The sequence below is a fragment of the Streptomyces sp. G-G2 genome (assembly GCF_030063135.1).
Lineage (GTDB): Bacteria > Actinomycetota > Actinomycetes > Streptomycetales > Streptomycetaceae > Streptomyces.
In genome coordinates, this window is record NZ_JASISO010000009.1 from 133,084 (window position 1) to 150,727 (window position 17,644).

Genomic DNA, 17,644 nt, shown 5'->3' on the forward strand with positions numbered 1-17,644 from the left:
CGGTGGTGCGGGGGTGTGGGGCCTGCGGGGATCAGCGCTGCGCGGCCGGGGGCCGGGTGCCGCCGAGGAAGGAGGCGAGGACCAGCCGGACGGTCTCGCGGGGCGCGAGGTGGCCGTCGCGGACGCCCTCGGCGGCGGCGTCGAGCAGGCCCCAGAGCGAGTACCAGATCCAGTACGGCGGCATGTCGGCGCGGATCCGGCCGAGCCGCTGGCCGTGCGCGAGGAAGACCAGCGCACGCTGGTCCTGGCACTCGATGCCCGCCCGGAACTCGGGGTCGGCGAGGACGGTCGTATCGCGCGAGGTGAAGCCGTATAGGTGCACGGCGGGCAGCAGGTCGGCGATCAGCCGCTCCAGCGCCGAGTCGAAGCCCTCGGTGTCCCCGGTGTCCCCGGTGGCCCGGGAGTCCGCGGCGCCTTCGGGCAGGTCGGCATGGGTCAGGCAGCCGTCGATCACCTGGATGGCCCGGACGGCGACGGCCTTGAGGAGTGCCTCGCGGGTCGCGTAGCGGCGGGTCAGGGTGGCGCGGCTGGTACCGATGCCCGCGGCGATGTGCGCCATCGAGGCACTGTGATCGCTCGCGAGAACGCGGGCCGCGCCGTCGAGCACTTCTTCGTCGTGCACCATGGCGGATTGAGCCTCCTTCGCCTCAAACGATACAAACATGTCTCACTTGAAGCAAATCTGCACCACCTGCACCCCCTGCGCCCCCGTGGGTGGCCCGGTCGGATCAGTCCTCGAAGCCGAAGCGCCGGATGGTGTGCTGTTCCTGGGCCAGGCGGCGCAGGCTCAGCAGGACCGGTTCGAACAGCACGGCCCCGGCGACCGCCATCTCCACCTGTTCCACCGGCGTGCCGAGCCGTTCCATCCGGTCCAGATCGTGGAGCGCGGTCTGCTCCATCTGTCGGGCGTACGGGATGAGTTCGGCCGCGTCGAGCGGGTACCCCAGCCGGTGCAGCGAGGCCACCAGGGACACTAGTTCGCGGTAGACGGGCGAGCGTCCACTGATCTCGGCCGCGTGGTTCCAGCCGAGCCCGGCGAGCAGGCGGTCGACTTCCTCTCGGGCGGCGGCCGTCGCAGGGTCGTCCGGATCGGGCTCGGTGGCCCGTGGCAGGGTCCAGAGCGCGGCGCCGAGCCGGACGGCCCGGCCGAGCGAATCGTCGTCGACCTGGGTCAGTACCTCGCGCACGGTGGCGACCGGGATCCGGCCGACCTGGATCATCGCCCGGACCAGCCGCAGCCGCCGCAGGTGCGACTCGTCGTACTCGGCCTGCGTGGCGTTGATCCGGCGACCCGGCGCCAACAGGCCTTCGCGCAGGTAGTACTTGATGGTGGCGAGCGAGACCTGGCTCCGCTCGCTCAGGTCCGCGAGACGCATCCGCCGTCCTTTCCCGTGCCCTCTTGTGAGTCGTATTGAATAGTGCAACTATCCTATGGGGAAGGATAGTTGCACTATCCAGTAGGGAGGGTGGCATGTTCGCCAAGCCGATTCCCGGCCGCACCACCGCCGCCGCCGAGGGGGAGGTCGTCGTCTTCCTCATCGGCATGCGGATCAATCATTTCCGGGCGCCGCGCCATTGGATGCCGGTGTTCACCGGAATGCTCCGGATGCTGCGCGAGCTGTCCGGAATCAAGGGCAGCGGGCTGATGGGCTACCAGCTGTTGAGCGGCTCGCCGCGCACGTACTACGTGGTCCAGTACTGGGAGTCCAAGGAGAAGCTGCTGGAGTACGCGGCCGCGCCCGACCGGCTGCACCACAAGGCGTGGGCGATGATCAACCGTTTCGAGCGTGGCACCCGCATGCACGTGGGGATCTGGCACGAGACGTACGTCGTCCAGCCCGGCTCGTACGAGTCGATCTACGGGGACATGCCGCTGTACGGGTTGGCAGCCGCCACCGGGGTGCTGCCGGTCGAGCAGCGCGGGGTGACGGCGCGCGAACGCCTCGCCCGGGGGGCCGAGGCCGACGGCTGACGCCCCACAGCCCGCGCCCACCGGCATCGGGGAGCGGACGGCCCGCCGCGGGGGGACGGGCCGCCCGCCCCCCCCGTGCGCTGCCCGCTCCCCGGCACGCCGCGGCCGCCCCGCCCGTACGCCGACCGGGTCGGGCCGTGCGGGGCTCGACGGGGCCGAGCCGGGTCGGCGGCCTCAGCGGCCGTCGTGCTCCGGCCGTCGGGCGAACCGCCACAGCAGGTGGGTCACGCGGAGCAGGAACACCACGGCCGCGAGCACCCCGCCCGCCACCTTGAGCGCCCGGGTCACCGCGTCGGGCAGTGTGAAGGCCAGCGCGGGCCCCGCGACCGCTCCGAACGCGAGGGCGGCGGCGAGGCTCGCGCTGACGAACGCGTAGCCGATCTCGATGGTGATCGCATCCCGGTCCGCCTGTGTGCGTCGCTCCATGCGGGCAGTGTCACAGCGTGCCCGGACGGCGACAACCCCGCCTCGCGCGGCCCGAGTTGCCGTGCGGGGAAGGCGGCTACTCGGGTCCTCAGATCCCGGCGCTCTCGCGCCACAGCCGGGCGAGCGACGCGTCGCCGCTCACCCCGGGACCGTCCAGCGGCGCGCGGTTCCACAGCGCCGTGTACAGCCACGCGGCCTCGCCCGTCACCTCGCAGTCCGCCGGGCCCGCCTCGCCCCGTTCCGTCCGGGCGGGCTCCTGCGACAGGTGTACGGTCCACACCTCGGCCGTGTCGGAGGTCCGCAGCCGCAGCACCCGCGGCTCCGGGGTCCGTACCCGGCTGCGCGGCCGGGCGTGGAACCCGGTCAGTACCTCGTCCACCCCGTCGGCCGCGAACCGCGCCTCCAGCGAGGTGAGTTCGATGCCGAGCGCGGCCTCCGCGTCCATCCGGTGCACCGAGGTCTCGTGCGCCTGGCGGCGCGCCCAGAAGGCCAGGGGCGACGGCGGATCCGTCGGCAGGAAGGTCCAGCACCGGACGTCGGCCGGGGCCTCGGCCAGGGTCCGCACCAGCGCCGCGTGCCCCTCGCGGAACCAGGACACGAGCGGGGCGCCGGTCAGCTCCGGCTCCTCGGGGAACCCCACGGGCTCGGTCAGGCCGCCCGCGACGTACCCGGCGGCCCAGCGGTGGACCGTTCCCGTGTGCCGCAGCAGGTCGGCCACGCGCCACTCGGGACAGGTCGGCACCGGGGCGTCCGGGCCCGCCCGGTCGGCCGCGTCGGCCAGCAACTGCCCGTCTCGTTCAAGTGTCTTCAGGTGCTCGATGATCTCCATGCGGCGAGTGTGCCACCGGAGTCCGACAATGGGGGGATGGAGCGGCCACCCCTCATCCCGCCGGAACTCTTCCCGCGCGAGCGGACCGAGATCGCCCCGGGCGCGGTCCACGTGCCCGACTGGCTCGGCCCCGACCGCCAGCGCGCGCTGCTGGCCGCCTGCCGCGTCTGGGCGCGGCCGCCCGCCGGGCTGCGCACGGTACGGACCCCCGGCGGCGGGACGATGACCGCACGCCAGGTCTGCCTCGGGCTGCACTGGTACCCGTACGGCTACGCCCGTACCGCCGTGGACGGTGACGGGGCGCCCGTGAAGCCCATGCCCACCCTGCTCGCCGAGCTGGCCCGGGAAGCCGTGGCCGCGGCCGGGGCGGGCGGGGCCGCGGGCTGGGCGGGGGAGGGGATGCCGGGTGAGGGGACGGCGGCCGAGCGGACGGCGGCCGAGCGGGCCGGGGGCGCGGGGGCGGCGGAGGCCGCGTGGGTGGCGGAGCCGTACGACATCGCGCTGATCAACTTCTACGACGGCGACGCCCGCATGGGCATGCACCGCGACGCCGAGGAGCGCTCCACGGCCCCGGTCGTCTCCCTCAGCCTCGGGGACAGCTGCGTCTTCCGCTTCGGCAACACCGTCTCGCGCGGGCGCCCGTACCGGGACGTCGAGCTGCGCAGCGGCGATCTGTTCGTCTTCGGCGGTCCGGCCCGAAGGGCCTATCACGCGGTGCCCAAGGTCCTGCCGGGGACCGGCCCGCCCGCGCTGGGCCTGACCGGGCGGCTGAACATCACCCTCCGGGTCGGCGGGCTCGGCTGAGCGGCGGCGCCCGCGGCCTGCCGATCATGCGAGGATCGCTGTCATGAACGGCAACACCGGGGATGTGACCACGGCGTCCACGCGGACCAAGCTGGAACGGGGCCGGGGCGCGCTCGGCCCGGCGCTGGAACTGGTGCACACGGGCCGGGCCCCGACCCGCGCGGTCCTCACGGCCGAACTGGGCGTGACCCGCGCCACCGCCGGGGCCGTCGCCGCCGAACTGGAGGCGCTCGGCCTGATCCGCGTCGACTCCAGCCCCGGCGGCGCGGGCGGCACGCAGGGCCGCCCCTCGCACCGGCTGTCGGTGGACGAGAACGGGCCCGTGGTGCTCGCCGCCCAGGTCCACCCGGACGGGTTCCGGGCCGCGCTGGTCGGCCTCGGCGGCCGCATCGTGGCCACCGCACCCGGTCAGGTGAGGGTCTCCGCGGATCCGGCCCAGGTCCTCGGCGCGGTCGTCGCCTCGGGCGCCGCGCTGCTCGCGAAGAGCGGCCGACGCTGCGTGGGCGCGGGCCTCGCCGTGCCGTCGGCGGTCGCGGAGCCGGAGGGTACGGCGCTCAACCCGCTGCACCTGGCCTGGCCCGCCGGTTCGCCGGTGCGGTCCATCTTCGCGCAGTGCGTCCGGGCCGCCGGGATCGAGGGCCCCGCCCTGACCGGCAACGACATCAACCTCGCCGCCCTCGCCGAACACCGTCACGGCGCCGGGCGCAGCGCCCAGCACCTGCTCTGCGTGGCCACCGGCCACCGCGGCGTCGGCGGGGCGCTGGTCCTGGACGGCCGTCTGCACAGCGGGAGTTCGGGCCTGGCCCTGGAGGTGGGCCACCTCACCGTCAACCCGGAGGGCAGGCCCTGCCACTGCGGCAGCCGCGGCTGCCTGGACGTGGAGGCGGACCCGTTGGCCTTCCTGACGGCGGCGGGCCGCACCCCGGGCCCCGAGGTCTCGCTGCTCCAGCAGGCCCGTGACCTGCTGCGCGCGGAGTACGCCGACCCGTCCGTACGGGCGGCCACCGAGGAGCTCATCGACCGGCTCGGGCTCGGGCTCGCCGGACTGGTGAACATCCTGAACCCGGACCGGATCATCCTGGGCGGCCTGCACCGCGAGCTGCTCCGCGCCGACCCGGAGCGGCTGCGCGCGGTGGTCGCGGACCGCAGCCTGTGGGGCCGCAGCGGGGGCGTTCCGATCCTGCCGTGCACCCTGGACCACAACAGTCTGGTGGGCGCGGCCGAGCTGGCCTGGCAGCCCGTACTGGACGACCCGCTCGGGGCGCTGGGGGCGGCGGTCTGACCCGGCCGCCGGGCCCGCGGCATCCTCGGCGTCCGGTCACCCCGGTACGGGCCCCAGGGCGCCCACGGCCGCGGCGCCCACCGCGGGCTCCGGCGCGGCTTCCGGCGCCTCGTCCGGCGCCCGCACCCGGACCGTGCACGTCACCAGCGGGGAGGCCGCGGCGGGGTCCGGGGCGAGGGTCGTGGCCAGGGCCGCGGTCAGGGCCTGAGCGGGGGCGGCGGCGACGGCCGGATCAGGGGCCGGGGCGAAGGTCGGCGCCGGAGCGGCGCGGAGCGAGAACCACACCACCTTGCCGGGGCGGTCCGGCTCCGGGCGGGCGCCCCAGGACTCGCTGACCGCCTCGATGAGCGCGAGCCCGCGCCCGCAGGTGTCCAGCTGGTCCGCCGCGCGGGCCACCGGCAGGGTGGGATCATTGTCGTGGACCGACACGGTGAGCCGTCCGAGCCGCAGCTCGATCTCGACCCGGCAGGCCTTGTCGGGCCGCGCGTGGCGGTGGACGTTGCTCAGCAGCTCCGTCACGCCGAGCGCGGCCCGGTCTATGAGCGGATCGAGCTGCCAGTGGCGCAGTTGTGCTGAAACGATTCTTCGGACCTGGCCTATCCGAGGCGGCAGGGCCTGTAGTGCGACGACGCAGTGCCTGCGTGGATGACTGATCACGGCTGCGACTCCCCGACATAAGTGTTACGGGTGCTGCACCCTCTGTGACGCCCCACCAGAGTCACCCACGGTGCGCCGCCGTGCAACCGAAGGCGACGAAATGGCGGCCCAAAAGGCATCTGCATGGAACCCCAAAGTGACTGTTTGTGCAGGTGAGGGGGGTACATTGCGAAAGCAGGGGGGCCGCGGAACGACTGAGGAGCAAGGCGCATGAGCACCACCGGTACGACGGGCACCACCGGTACGACGGCCACCACCGTCGACGTCGACCGAAGCGACGCCGACTACCGGGCCTGGCTGAAGGAAGCGGTCCGCAAGGTCCAGGCGGACGCCAACCGTTCCGCCGACACGCATCTGCTGCGGTTCCCGCTGCCCGAGGAGTGGGGCATCGACCTCTACCTCAAGGACGAGTCGACCCACCCGACGGGCTCCCTCAAGCACCGGCTCGCCCGCTCGCTGTTCCTGTACGCCCTCTGCAATGGCTGGATCCGGCCCGGCCGCCCGGTGATCGAGGCCTCTTCCGGGTCCACCGCCGTCTCGGAGGCGTACTTCGCCAAGCTGATCGGCGTCCCGTTCATCGCCGTGATGCCGCGCACGACCAGCCCGGAGAAGTGCCGCCTGATCGAATTCCACGGCGGGGAATGCCACTTCGTCGACGACTCGATGAAGATGTACGCGGAGTCGGCGGACCTGGCGGCCCGGACCGGCGGCCACTACATGGACCAGTTCACCTACGCCGAGCGCGCCACCGACTGGCGGGGCAACAACAACATCGCGGAATCGATCTACCAGCAGCTGCGTCTGGAGCGGTACCCCGAGCCCACCTGGATCGTCGCCACCGCGGGCACCGGCGGCACCTCGGCGACCATCGCCCGCTACGTGCACTACATGCAGCACGACACCCGCATCTGCGTCCCGGACCCGGAGAACTCCTGTTTCTTCGACGGCTGGACCCGCCACGACCCGGAGGCGAGCAGCGACTGCGGCTCGCGCATCGAGGGCATCGGGCGCCCCCGGATGGAGCCGAGCTTCGTGCCCGGTGCGATCGACCGGATGATGAAGGTCCCGGACGCGGCGAGCGTCGCGGCCTGCCGCGCGCTGGAGCGGGCGATCGGCCGCAAGGCGGGCGGCTCGACCGGTACCGGCCTGTGGAGCGCCCTGAAGATCGTCGCGGAGATGGTGGCGGAGGGCCGCACGGGCAGTGTCGTCACCCTGCTGTGCGACCCGGGCGACCGCTACCTCGACAAGTACTACTCGGACGAGTGGGTGGACGCGCAGGGCCTGGTCCTCGCCCCGTACGCGGAGACGATCGACACCCTGCTGGCCTCGGGCAGCTGGCACGAACCCGGGGCCTGACCGTGCCACCACCCTGACGAACGGACCCTGGGCGGGCCCGGGACAGCCCTTAGGCTGTGGGCGGACGCTCCGGAGCGCGCGGACGCTCCGGACGCGTGATCGGCGGCGAGCCTGTGGGGGGATCCATGCCGGGCAAGGACGAGGGCGGGGCGTACGGGCCGGAGACCGACTCCGTGGGATGCGTGGGGGCTCACTCGTCCTGGTCGCGATCGGAACGTTCGTCTGAGGCGCCATCGCCGGGGGCTGGTTCGGGCGCGAGGGCGGGGGCTGGTGGGTCGAACAGGACCATGGTGACCGCCGGTTCGTGACCGAACTGCCCATGGCCTACCTCGCCTGGATCTCGGGGCTCGCGCTGCTGGCCGCCGTGGTGCTGTTCTTCGCTCTCAACCGGTACGAACTGCGTGTGCGCAGGCGGGCCGAGGCGGGCCGGGCCGCCGCCGAACGCGTCTGGTCCGACGGCTGGTTCTGCGCCCGGTGCGCCCGCGTCTACTTCGCCCGGTCCGGCGAGGACCGCGGACCGGCCCTGAACCTGCGGGAGTTCCGGGTCCAGGTCTGGGAGGCGGGCGGATACGGCGACCGGGTCGCCCGGCATCCGACCACCTGACGACCGGACACCCGTGCGTCCCCGGAAGAACCCGGTGACGCGGCCTCCTAGGAGTGCCCGGCCCTGCTCAGGCGGCTGTCGAGGGTCCGGACCGCCGTCCGGAAGGAGTGGCCCAGCCCGGGCCGGGCGGCGGTCAGGCCCAGCCGGAACGGCGCGGAGCCGTCGGCCGCGAAGGTCCACCGCACCCGGGTGCCGGCGCCGGACGCGGTCAGCAGCCACTCCTCCAACAGGGCCCGCACGCCTGGTGCGTTGGTCTCGTCCACCCGGTAGGCGTAGCGGTGCTCGGCGTCCGCCGCCATGATCGTCTCCTGGAACCGGACCCCGCCCAGCAGCTTGATCTCCCGCCCCGCGCCGCCGTGCGTCGGCCGGGCGAGGGACACCGCCCGGAACCAGGACGGCCAGCCCGTCACGTCCTCGGCCAGCGCCCGGTACACCGACTCCGGTGATGCCTTGGCCTCGGCCGTGAAGACCATGCGTACCGGCGCGGTCTCGGTGAAGTCCAGCCCCACGGGGCGCAGTCGGCGGGCCATGCGGTACTCCCGGGGTGGTGAGGCGGCGGCGAGGGGTCATCAGGGTGCGGTGCGCTACCGGCTGCGTGAACTCCGGCGCGCGTCACCATATCTGTCCCATCGTCAGATGTCAGCGTCAGCCGTCCGGGTGCTGGGCAGCACGGTCCGCACGCGGGATGCTGGAGGCGGGGCCCGTCGCCGCCGCCCCCGAGAGTGGAGGCCACCGTGCCGGACATCCCCGCGCCCCGCCCCGGCCCCGAGGGGGCCGCCGGACCGCTCGCGCTCGAACTGCTGGTCCACGGGGTGGCCGGAGCCGCCCCCGAGGAACTGCTCGGCGATCCGCGGACCGTCCGCGTCACCGGGGACTCCACCGCCGCCGTCTTCCGGCGCACCGCCGACGCCGACGCCGAGGCCCGTCCCGAGCGCTACCGGGGGCGTCCGGTCCCCGAGGTCTACTGCTGGTCCCGGCTCACCTCCGGGAACGGCGCCCGCGCGCTGTGGCTGCTGCTCCTGCCGTTCATGGTGGCCAACCTGGCCCACTGGGCCCGGCCGCCCGCGCCCGCCGGGGCCGTCCGCGCGGTGCGGACGTACGGGGTGCTCGTACGGATCACCGCCCTGACCCTCACCGTGCTGCTGATCGCGGCCGCCTGCGAGGTCTCGCTGGACCTCTTCGCCTGGCAGTGCGCGGGCTCGGAGCACTGCGCGGCCTCCCGCCCCTGGCTCGCGGTTCTCTCGCCCGAGCGCGGAGGCTGGTGGTCCCAGCCGGGGCGGCGCCTGGCGCTGGGCGCACTGGTCCCGGCCGGACTGACCTGGCTGCTCTGGTACCTCTCGAACCGCACGTGGAGTGCGTACGAATCCCAGCCGCCGCCCCCCACCACCCCCGAGCCCGACGAGGCCGAGGACGGCGCGGAGGGCGCCGCCCCCGCTCTCGGACGGCCCGGATTCTGGTACGGACGACGGCTCGTGGCCCGGCTGCGCGCGGCGCACACCGCGGCCGGACTGCTCACCGTCGCGGCGGCCGTCGCGGTTCCGGTCCTGCGCTACGACGCCCGAGCGGCCGCAACCGCGCCGCCGCCGGAGCTGGGACGGGCCGTCCAGGCGCTGCTCGCGGCCGGGGCCCTCGTCGTCCTCCGGGTGGTCTGCAGGCGGGGGCGCACCGAGGCCCGGGCCGACCACCGCCTCGACCGGGCCGTGGTCACCCTGCTGCCGGGCTGCGCGCTGGCCCTGCTGGCCGTGGTGCTCTGCTACGCCTGCTGGTCCCGCCCGGGCTGGGCCTCCACCGGGCGCCTCCCCGGGGACTTCGCCTTCGGCGCCCTCGTCCTGGCCCAGGGCGGGGGAGTGCTGGCCCTGGCGGCCGTCGCCGCCCACCTGCACCGCCGGGGCAGCGGAGGCGCGTTGCGCGGGCTGGGCGGCCCGGCCGTGGCGATGCTCGGGTGCGCGCTCGGCGGGGTGATGACCGGCGGGGTCGCGCAGTGGGTGGGCGACTGGCTGGGGGCCACGGGCGGACCGGGCTCCGGCACGACCGCCTCCGCGCCCGCCGCCGTGTCCCCGGGCGCCTCCGCGATCGCGTCCCCGGGCGCCGTCGAGGTGGCCGGGCCGCCCGTGCTGCTGTCCTGGCAGGCCGCCGTACTCCCGCCGCTGCTCCTCGTCCTGCTCCTCGCGGCCTGCTGGTTCGGGGTGCGTGGCGCCCGTACCGTGCGCAGGACCGCCGCCACCGTCGCCGCCGAGTACCCGGGGGCCCGGCCGGACCGCTCGCGCAGCCGCCGGATCGCGGGAGCCCGGGCCGCCGCCGCGCTCACCGACTCCGCGCCCTGGTTCATCGGCGCGGTCTCCACCGTCACCCTGCTCCTCGGCGCGGGCGCCGTCGCGGGAGCCTGGCTCAGCGGGCAGGTCCCGGGTGAGGCCGCCCGTCACGCCGGCCCCGTCCTGGAGAGCGCCGCGCGCGCCGCGCAGGACGCCGGGTCCTGGCTGGTCGGCTTCGGCTTCGTCCTGTTCGTCACCTGGGGCCGCCGCGCCTACCGGGACGCCTCCGCCCGCCGGACCATCGGCATCCTCTGGGACGTGGGCACCTTCTGGCCCCGCGCGGCCCACCCCTTCGCACCGCCCTGCTACGCGGAACGCGCGGTCCCCGACCTCACCTGGCGGATGACCACCTGGACCGCGCGGACCGGCGGCCGACTGGTCATCTCCGGGCACTCCCAGGGCAGTGTGCTCGCGGCCGCCGCGGTCTGGCAGCTGCCGCCCCAGATCCGCCGCCGGGTCGCGCTGCTCACCTACGGTTCGCCGCTGGCCCGGCTCTACGGCCGCTGGTTCCCGGCCTACTTCGGGCCCGGCCCGCTCACCGCCCTGCACCGCGAGGTGGACTGCTGGCGCAACCTCTGGCGGGCCACCGACCCCATCGGGGGCCCGGTCCTGCCGGACGTACGCGGGGGCGTGGACCGGGGTGTGGACCGGGGGCCGCTGGCCGACCCGGTCGCGTACGGACGTACGCCCCAGTACCCGCTGCCCGCGCCCGTCCTGGGCCACTCCGACTACCAGGCCGACCCGTCCTTCGCCGCCGAACGCGCCGCCCTGCTGGCCCGGCTGCTCCTCACGGGCCCGGAAACGGCTCCGGAAACGGGCCCGGGCCCGGAAGCGGAACCGGATCAGGAGACGGAAGCGGAACCGGAACGCGGGCCGCGCCTCAGCAAGGGGACGACAGCAGCGGAAGGTCCTCCACGAACAGCAGGGTGAGGTCGTCCGTGGTCGGTTCGGCGAGCTGGGCCACCCGCCCCGCGTGCCGTTCGACCATCGACTCGAAGGTCTGCCGGGCGGTGCGGCCGTTGCCGAAGGCCGGCCCCTTCGGCAGCTCGGTGAAGTACGTCAGCAGCGCCTCGGGCGTGCCCTCGGCGAGCCGGTACTCGTGCTCCTCCGCCTGCTGCTCGATGATCCGCAGCAGTTCGCCCGGGCCGTAGTCCCCGAAGGTGATGGTCCGGGAGAACCGCGAGGCGACACCCGGGTTGACGGTCAGGAAGCGGTCCATCTCCGCCGTGTACCCGGCGACGATGACCACCACCGCCTCCCGGTGGTCCTCCATCAGCTTGACCAGGGTGTCGATGGCCTCCCGGCCGAAGTCCCGGCCCGAGTCCTCCGGCGCCAGGGCGTACGCCTCGTCGATGAACAGCACCCCGCCCCGGGCCCGGTCGAAGGCCTCCTGGGTACGGATCGCGGTGGACCCGATGTGTTCGCCGACCAGGTCGACCCGGGACACCTCGACCAGATGTCCGCGCTCCAGCACCCCGAGGGAGGCCAGGATCTCTCCGTACAGGCGGGCGACGGTGGTCTTTCCGGTGCCGGGGGACCCGGTGAAGACCAGGTGGCGGCGTACGGAGGCGGCCTTCAGGCCCGCCCGCTGCCGTCTGCGGCCCACCTCGATCATGTCGGTGAGGGCCCGCACCTCGCGCTTGACGCTCTCCAGGCCGACCAGCGTGTCGAGCTGCCCCAGCACCTCTCCGGAGCCCCGGGCCGCCGAACCGGCGTCCCCGTCCCCGGAACGCTGACCGGGGACCGCCGCCGCCTCGGGCGGGGTGCCGTGCCCGCCGCGCGCACCGGCCCCGGCGCCGTCCCCCGGACCGGCGGGAGCCGGAACGACGGCCGCCGGTCCGAAGCCCCGCACGCCAGCCCCGACTCCGGCCCCCGCGCCGACGCCCGCCGAGGACGCCGCGCCCAGGACGCCGGCGCGCACCCCGGCCTCGTCGCTCGTGCACTCCTCGGAGAGCGGACCCTCCTCGGCGAACTCGTAGCCCCCGCGCGCGCACCGCTCGGTGTGGCAGCGGGTCAGCGAGGTCCGGCAGCCGTCGATCACGTGGAAACCGAAGCCGGAGCTGCCGCTCACCCGGCAGGCGTGGAAGGTGCCCCGGCCGCCCGCCGACACGTAGAAACCGGCCTCGGTGGCCGAGCTGACCGTGCACCGTTCCAGCGCCGGATCGGCGCCCTTGGTGACGATCACGCCCGTCTGCACCGAGTCGATGGTGCAGTTGGCGAGGGTGCCGCCGCTGCCGTGGTCGCGGAACCAGGCACCGGTGGCCGCCTCGCGGATCCGGCAGTCGTCGAGCTGCACGGTGGCGCCGTCGCTGACCGAGACGGCCGTGTTGCGCACCTGGGACAGGTCGCTGTCCACCACGTCGGCGCGCGAACCCCGGTCCAGCACGAAGAGCGCGTCCGGTACGTCGTGCACCCGGCAGGAGTCGAGGGAGGCGGTCGCCCCGTCGCTGATCCACACCGCCGGATAGTCGCCCGTACTGTCGTGGATCTCGCAGGAGTCGGCGTCCACCCGGGTGCCCGGGTCCCATACCGACAGGCCGTTGCGGCCGAACCGGCGCACGGTGGTGCGGCTGAGGGTGAGGACCGAACGCGAGCGCAGGTCCACCGCGTTCTCGGGGATGTCATGGATGTCGCACCCGGCCAGGGTGAGGACCGCGTCGGTGTCCAGGGTGACCCCGTCGGCCGAGGTGCGGTGCACCGAGCAGTCGGTGAGCCGGGCGGAGGCGCGGGCGGCGATCTGCACGCCGGTGCCCTTGATCTCGTACACCTCGCAGCCCAGCGCGTCGAGGCCCGAGCCCTCGCCGGTGACCCCGATGCCCGCGCCCGTGCTGTGGTGGATCCGGCAGCGCTCCAGCCGGGGGTGCCCGCCGCCGCGCACCGAGACGCCGGTCTGCCCGGCGGCCACCACCTCGCACTCCTCGAACACCCCGCCACCGCCGTCGATCACGGAGATGCCGACGCCCGTCGGGTTCTCGACCGTGCACCGGCGCACCACGGGCCGTGCGCCGCCGCGGACCTCGATGCCCGCCGCGGACCGGGTGCTCACCCGCAGGTCGGTCAGTTCGGGGGAGCCGTCCTCGACGAGCAGCGCGGGCGCGGCCCGGTCCTGCCCCTCCAGGTGCAGGTCCTGGACGATCGCCGAGGCCCGGATGGTCAGCGCCACCCCGTCGGGCGGCGCGATGCGCACCGAACCCAGTCCGCCCTCCGGCCCGCGCAGGGTGACGGCGTGACTCAGCACCAGGTTCTCGCGATAGGTACCGGGAGCGATGGACAGGACGTCCCCGTCGCCCGCGGCGGCCAGCGCGGCGGTCAGCGTCGGATACTCACCGGAGCGGCGCCGCCATCGCGAAGGCCCGCCGTGCGTCACCTGGACCGTGCCCTGTGCCATCGTGCCGCCGTGCCCCCACCCTCGTTCTCGTACCGAAGTTCCCGAACCGGACGAGGGGTCACCCGCACCACCCGCACCGGCCGCTCCACCGTAGCGCGCGCGGGGCCCGGTGAGTTGCCAGGTCAGCTGCCCGCGCCCGCCCGGCCCCAGTCGGGTCCGGCCGCCGCCCATGCCCGGTCCAGACGTATGTACCGCCGATGCATGAGGCGGCGTACGACCATGCGCCGGAGCGTCTCCACGAACGCGGCCGCGCCGATCGCGGCGGCCAGACCCGCAAGTCCGGCGTGGACGGCGGCGGTGGAGGGGTCCAGCGGGCGCCCCACGATCCGCCCCGCGGTGTCGGTCCATATCCGGAACCGGTCGCCCGCGTGCGGCGGTTCCTCCGCGGCCGGGACCATCCCCTGATGGCTGGTGCCGTCGGGCGCGGTCCACGAGGCGACGATCTGGGTCCGCTGCGGGGACTGCCGCTGGGCGGCAGGGTCGGCGGACGCCCCGGACGGGGGATCAGCGGTGGGCCGGACCACGACCGCCGGGACGAGGTACCGCTCCTGGAGCTGCTCGCGCGCCGCGCGCTGGAGCGTGATGTCCACGCGCAGACCGGCCGTGCAGCCCACGGCCGGAACCACCACCAGCACGCACACCAGAGCGGCGAAGGCCACCCAGGCCTCGATCAGATCAGTCTGCCTGCGCAGCGGATTGCGCCGCCAACGCCAGACTCCCATTGCCGTCCACACGGTCGGGCACCCCCTTGCCTCCGTCTGCCTGCGCGTCCAAGCCTCGCCCATGTCCCGGGGACGCGCATTCCGGGACTCGCGAGACGTGTGTCACCCGATCCGGTGGTCGGTCCGGAACTCGATGTCACGCGTCTCATCCGGCACAACGGCGCTGCGGGGCCGGTCGGTTCCCGTTCGCGCGCGGAGCCGCCCGAAGGTGTCAGTCCGGATACCGTCAGACGGGCCAGGACCGGTTCCTGGCGGGCTCCGAACGGCGTCCGGGCGGGTCGGCCCAGCCTCGCGGGCCCGCCTAGGGCCCGGCTCGAGTCCCCCTCGCTCCCTCCCGCGCCGCCCCTCGGCCCGGAGCCCCGCGCCCCGGCTCAGTCCAGTACGCGGACCTCGTCCCCGACCCGGACCGTTCCCACCTGCACCTGCACCGGCACCACCAGCCGGCCGAAGGCCAGCGACTTCCCGATCCGCCGGTGCTTGGCCAGGGTCTTCAGCGGTTCCTTGCCCCGCTCCGCCGTCCGCTGGTCTGTGGTGGTGATCACGCACCGCCCGCACTCCCGGACGCCGCGGAAGACCGTGTCCCCGATCGCGATCCGCTTCCAGTGGTCCTCGGCCCACGCCACCGTCCCGGACACCACCACATTGGGCCGGAAACGGTTCATCGGCAGCGGCCCCTCCTCCGGGTGGTCCCCCTGCGCGATCAGCGCGTTGAGCGCGTCCAGCGAGGCGAGGGTGGCCACCAGCAGCGGGTATCCGTCGGCCAGGCTCACGGTCTCGCCCGGCAGTGCGTAGTCCGGGTCCACGGGACGCCGTACGGCCGGATCGTCGAGGTGCACCAGCCGGGCCGCGAGCCCGAGGTACTCGCTGATCCAGGCGTGCCCGGCCGGGTCGTCCGCGACCACGGTGGCGATCTTCTTCCCGAACAGCACCACGGGCTGCAGGGGCCCCGGAGCGGGCGGTTCCACCGCGATGGACCCCATCCCGGGCGCCGACAGGGCTATCCCGCCGCTCTCCAGCGGCCGGGCCGAGGCCAGGGCGAGGCGCGGCCGCTGGCGCTGCGTGAGGACATTGCCCTCGGCGTCGATCACGGCCCACCGGCGGTCCCCGGAAAGGCCCCAGGGCTCCACGGCCACCTCATCGGGAGAGGTCCCCGCTACCGATTTGACGGGGTGGACGTGGAGGGCCTGGACACGCATGTTCGTCATGGGGGCATTTTGTCAGCCGCCCCCGGCGGCCTACCAGCCGGTACGGAGCCGGTGCGCCGTCACCCCCGTCAGTAGCCGCGCCCCTGGTACGGGCGGCCGTACTGGTCCTCGTAACCGGACTGCGACGTGGACGCGGCCGGAGCGGGGACCTGCATGGGCCGCGGGGCGGCGGGGCGCATGGCCTCGTACCCGGTGCCCGTGGCGGCCGGGCGGGGCTGCTGGGGCTGGGGCGCGTAGCCGCTGCGGGCCGCGACCGGCTGCTGCTGCGGGATGTACGGGGCAGGCGCGTGCGCCAGCGGCGCGGGCTGCGGAACTCCCTGCTGCTGGTACGGGTACCCGTAGGCGGGCTGCTGCTGCTGCGAGGGGGCCGGCGGCAGGGCGGGCAGGGCCGCGGGCAGTGCCGGCAGGTAGCCGCCCGAGTAGCCGTTGTGGTTGCCCTGCGGAGCGTTGTAGCCCTGGTAGCCGCCACCCGTGGAGTCGTAGGCGGCCGGCACGCGGATGGGCGCGATCTGGGGGGTGCCTCGTTCGGCGACGAGCGAGTCGTAGATGGGGGTGTCCTGGAAGGAGGGCGCGGAGTAGTAACCGCCGCCATAAGTGGAGCGGGGGGAGGTCATGGCACATAAGTTAAGCCCACGACTTCACCGGGTCCATAGCGAGGTCTGGTCAACACCGCCCTGACCTGCATCTTCGCAGGTCAAAGCCACACCTTTTCACTTGACGTTCACGTGCACGATTCGTCGCTTCCACCCCGAGTTGTTCCCACTCGTGCACACCGTGGGCACTCCTGACGGTCCGTTGACTGACGAGTCCTCATATCACTGTGACCTCGGAGGATGTCCGCCCGGGCCGTGTCAAGGCGTGCCGACGTGCGTTTCACGCATCGCTGGGACGGGCGTAGGTGCGCCCCTTCCACGCCGCTCCGCGCCCCCGGTAGTGCTGCACGGCCGAGTCGACCGTCATCAGCAGATAGAGCAGCGCGGTCAGCGGCAACAGCGGCGCGAGCGCGGCCGACTGCCGGTAATACCGCAGTATCGGCAGATACGTTCCAGCCATCAGCAGCCAGGCCAGGCCGCCCGCCGCGGCGGCCACCGGCTGCCCGGTCAGCAGCCCCGCGCACAGCGCCACCGGGGGCGCGAGATAGACCAGCGCCAGCCCCGCCACCGTCCCCACCAGCAGCAACGGCTGGTGCCTCAACTGCGCGTAGGCGCTGCGCGAGACCATCCGCCACAGATCCCCGAGCCCGGAGTACGGGCGCACACTGTCCACCCGTTCCGCCAGCCCCAGCCAGATCCGGCCACCGGCCCGCCGGACCGCCCGGGCCAGCGACACGTCGTCGATCACCGCTTGCCGGATCGACTCCGGTACGCCCGCCCGCAGCGCCGTCTCCGTGCGCAGCAGCACGCAGCCGCCCGCCGCGGCGGTGGTCCGGGCCGCCGGGCGGTTGATCCGGCGGAAGGGGTAGAGCTGGGCGAAGAAGTACACGAAGGCCGGGACGACGAGCCGCTCCCAGACACTGACCACGCGCAGCCGGGCCATCTGGGACACGAGGTCGAGGTCGGCCGATACGGCGGCCGCGACCAGCTCGCGCAGACTGTCCGGCTCGTGCGCGATGTCGGCGTCGGTGAGCAGCAGGTACTCCGGCGGCTCGGTGTGCGCGGTCCGGGCCAGGCCGATCCCGTGCCGCACCGCCCACAGCTTCCCCGTCCAGCCCGGGGCGGGATCGCCGGGGCAGGACACGGTCAGCGGCAGCCCCGGGTGTTCCCGGGCGAGGGCCAGCGCGAGCGCGCCGGTGCCGTCGGTGCTCCCGTCGTCGACGAGGAACACCTCGGCCTCGCCGGGGTAGTCCTGCGCGAGCAGCGAGGGCAGGCTCAGCGGCAGCACCGCGGCCTCGTCGCGCGCGGGCACCACGACGGCGACGGAGGGCCAGCGGGCGGGCGGGGTGCGCGGCGGCAACCGGACGTCGGTCCGCCAGAACATGCCCTGGCCGAACGTGAGCCAGAGCCAGACGGCGAGCGAGGCGCAGGCGGCGATGCTGAGGGGGCCCATGTCCGCAGTCTGCCCAACCGCGCGTCGCCTGTCCCGAACCA

General features: G+C 74.3%; 17 protein-coding genes. 6 read left to right on the forward strand and 11 right to left on the reverse strand.

The genetic code is table 11. The features are described from left to right. Positions 1 to 31: 31 nt before the first annotated feature. A complete protein-coding gene (locus tag QMF80_RS10210) occupies positions 32 to 625 on the reverse strand; it encodes a TetR/AcrR family transcriptional regulator (RefSeq protein WP_283451783.1) in 594 nt (197 codons plus the stop codon). A gap of 103 nt (positions 626 to 728) precedes the next feature. Further along, a complete protein-coding gene (locus QMF80_RS10215) occupies positions 729 to 1,376 on the reverse strand; it encodes a MerR family transcriptional regulator (protein ID WP_283451785.1) in 648 nt (215 codons plus the stop codon). Positions 1,377 to 1,471: 95 nt separating this feature from the next. Between QMF80_RS10215 and QMF80_RS10220 the strand changes: the two genes are divergently transcribed. Then, positions 1,472 to 1,972 carry a DUF4188 domain-containing protein gene (locus QMF80_RS10220; RefSeq protein WP_283451787.1) on the forward strand — a complete coding sequence of 167 codons (501 nt, stop codon included), beginning with the start codon at positions 1,472 to 1,474 and terminating at the stop codon, positions 1,970 to 1,972. Between the two features lie 174 nt (positions 1,973 to 2,146). On the opposite strand, the gene QMF80_RS10225 is transcribed toward QMF80_RS10220, so the two are convergent. Continuing rightward, positions 2,147 to 2,398, reverse strand: a complete 252-nt coding sequence (locus tag QMF80_RS10225; RefSeq protein WP_283451789.1) for a DUF6332 family protein — start codon at positions 2,396 to 2,398, stop codon at positions 2,147 to 2,149. Between the two features lie 88 nt (positions 2,399 to 2,486). Further along, positions 2,487 to 3,227 (reverse strand): maleylpyruvate isomerase family mycothiol-dependent enzyme, encoded by a 741-nt coding sequence (locus QMF80_RS10230; protein WP_283451790.1) that lies wholly within the window; start codon positions 3,225 to 3,227, stop codon positions 2,487 to 2,489. Between the two features lie 54 nt (positions 3,228 to 3,281). Between QMF80_RS10230 and QMF80_RS10235 the strand changes: the two genes are divergently transcribed. Further along, positions 3,282 to 4,031, forward strand: coding sequence for an alpha-ketoglutarate-dependent dioxygenase AlkB family protein (locus QMF80_RS10235; RefSeq protein WP_283451881.1), 750 nt, complete (start codon positions 3,282 to 3,284; stop codon positions 4,029 to 4,031). Between the two features lie 43 nt (positions 4,032 to 4,074). Further along, positions 4,075 to 5,313 (forward strand): ROK family protein, encoded by a 1,239-nt coding sequence (locus tag QMF80_RS10240; protein ID WP_283451792.1) that lies wholly within the window; start codon positions 4,075 to 4,077, stop codon positions 5,311 to 5,313. Between the two features lie 36 nt (positions 5,314 to 5,349). Here QMF80_RS10240 and QMF80_RS10245 read toward each other — a convergent pair whose 3' ends face one another. Then, positions 5,350 to 5,970 (reverse strand): ATP-binding protein, encoded by a 621-nt coding sequence (locus tag QMF80_RS10245; protein ID WP_283451794.1) that lies wholly within the window; start codon positions 5,968 to 5,970, stop codon positions 5,350 to 5,352. 210 nt (positions 5,971 to 6,180) lie between these two features. Here QMF80_RS10245 and cds1 point away from each other — a divergent pair, with 210 nt between their 5' ends. Both cds1 and QMF80_RS10255 read left to right on the forward strand, forming a co-directional pair. Beyond that, entirely contained in the window at positions 6,181 to 7,326 is a 1,146-nt protein-coding gene (gene cds1, locus QMF80_RS10250; protein ID WP_283451796.1) for an L-cysteine desulfhydrase Cds1, read from the forward strand. 304 nt (positions 7,327 to 7,630) lie between these two features. Beyond that, positions 7,631 to 7,930, forward strand: coding sequence for a hypothetical protein (locus QMF80_RS10255; protein ID WP_283451798.1), 300 nt, complete (start codon positions 7,631 to 7,633; stop codon positions 7,928 to 7,930). Between the two features lie 47 nt (positions 7,931 to 7,977). On the opposite strand, the gene QMF80_RS10260 is transcribed toward QMF80_RS10255, so the two are convergent. Beyond that, positions 7,978 to 8,460 (reverse strand): SRPBCC family protein, encoded by a 483-nt coding sequence (locus QMF80_RS10260; protein WP_283451800.1) that lies wholly within the window; start codon positions 8,458 to 8,460, stop codon positions 7,978 to 7,980. 204 nt (positions 8,461 to 8,664) lie between these two features. On the opposite strand from QMF80_RS10260, the gene QMF80_RS10265 reads away from it, so the two are divergent. Then, on the forward strand, positions 8,665 to 11,172 hold the full coding sequence (locus QMF80_RS10265) for a hypothetical protein (RefSeq protein ID WP_283451802.1): 2,508 nt from the start codon (positions 8,665 to 8,667) through the stop codon (positions 11,170 to 11,172). On the opposite strand, the gene QMF80_RS10270 is transcribed toward QMF80_RS10265, so the two are convergent. The 5 genes from QMF80_RS10270 to QMF80_RS10290 all read right to left on the reverse strand — a co-directional run bounded on the left by QMF80_RS10270 (position 11,123) and on the right by QMF80_RS10290 (position 17,603). Beyond that, positions 11,123 to 13,630 (reverse strand): right-handed parallel beta-helix repeat-containing protein, encoded by a 2,508-nt coding sequence (locus tag QMF80_RS10270; protein WP_283451805.1) that lies wholly within the window; start codon positions 13,628 to 13,630, stop codon positions 11,123 to 11,125. The genes QMF80_RS10265 and QMF80_RS10270 overlap by 50 nt on opposite strands. A 122-nt stretch (positions 13,631 to 13,752) precedes the next feature. After that, complete coding sequence (locus QMF80_RS10275; protein WP_283451807.1) at positions 13,753 to 14,352, reverse strand: Rv1733c family protein; 600 nt, start codon at positions 14,350 to 14,352, stop codon at positions 13,753 to 13,755. 371 nt (positions 14,353 to 14,723) lie between these two features. Beyond that, positions 14,724 to 15,557: an MOSC domain-containing protein gene (locus tag QMF80_RS10280; protein ID WP_283451809.1), complete on the reverse strand. Its 834-nt coding sequence runs from the start codon at positions 15,555 to 15,557 to the stop codon at positions 14,724 to 14,726. Positions 15,558 to 15,625: 68 nt separating this feature from the next. Then, positions 15,626 to 16,171: a DUF6643 family protein gene (locus QMF80_RS10285; protein WP_283451811.1), complete on the reverse strand. Its 546-nt coding sequence runs from the start codon at positions 16,169 to 16,171 to the stop codon at positions 15,626 to 15,628. A 259-nt stretch (positions 16,172 to 16,430) separates the two neighbouring features. Next, a complete protein-coding gene (locus QMF80_RS10290; protein WP_283451813.1) occupies positions 16,431 to 17,603 on the reverse strand; it encodes a glycosyltransferase in 1,173 nt (390 codons plus the stop codon). Positions 17,604 to 17,644 lie beyond the last annotated feature (41 nt).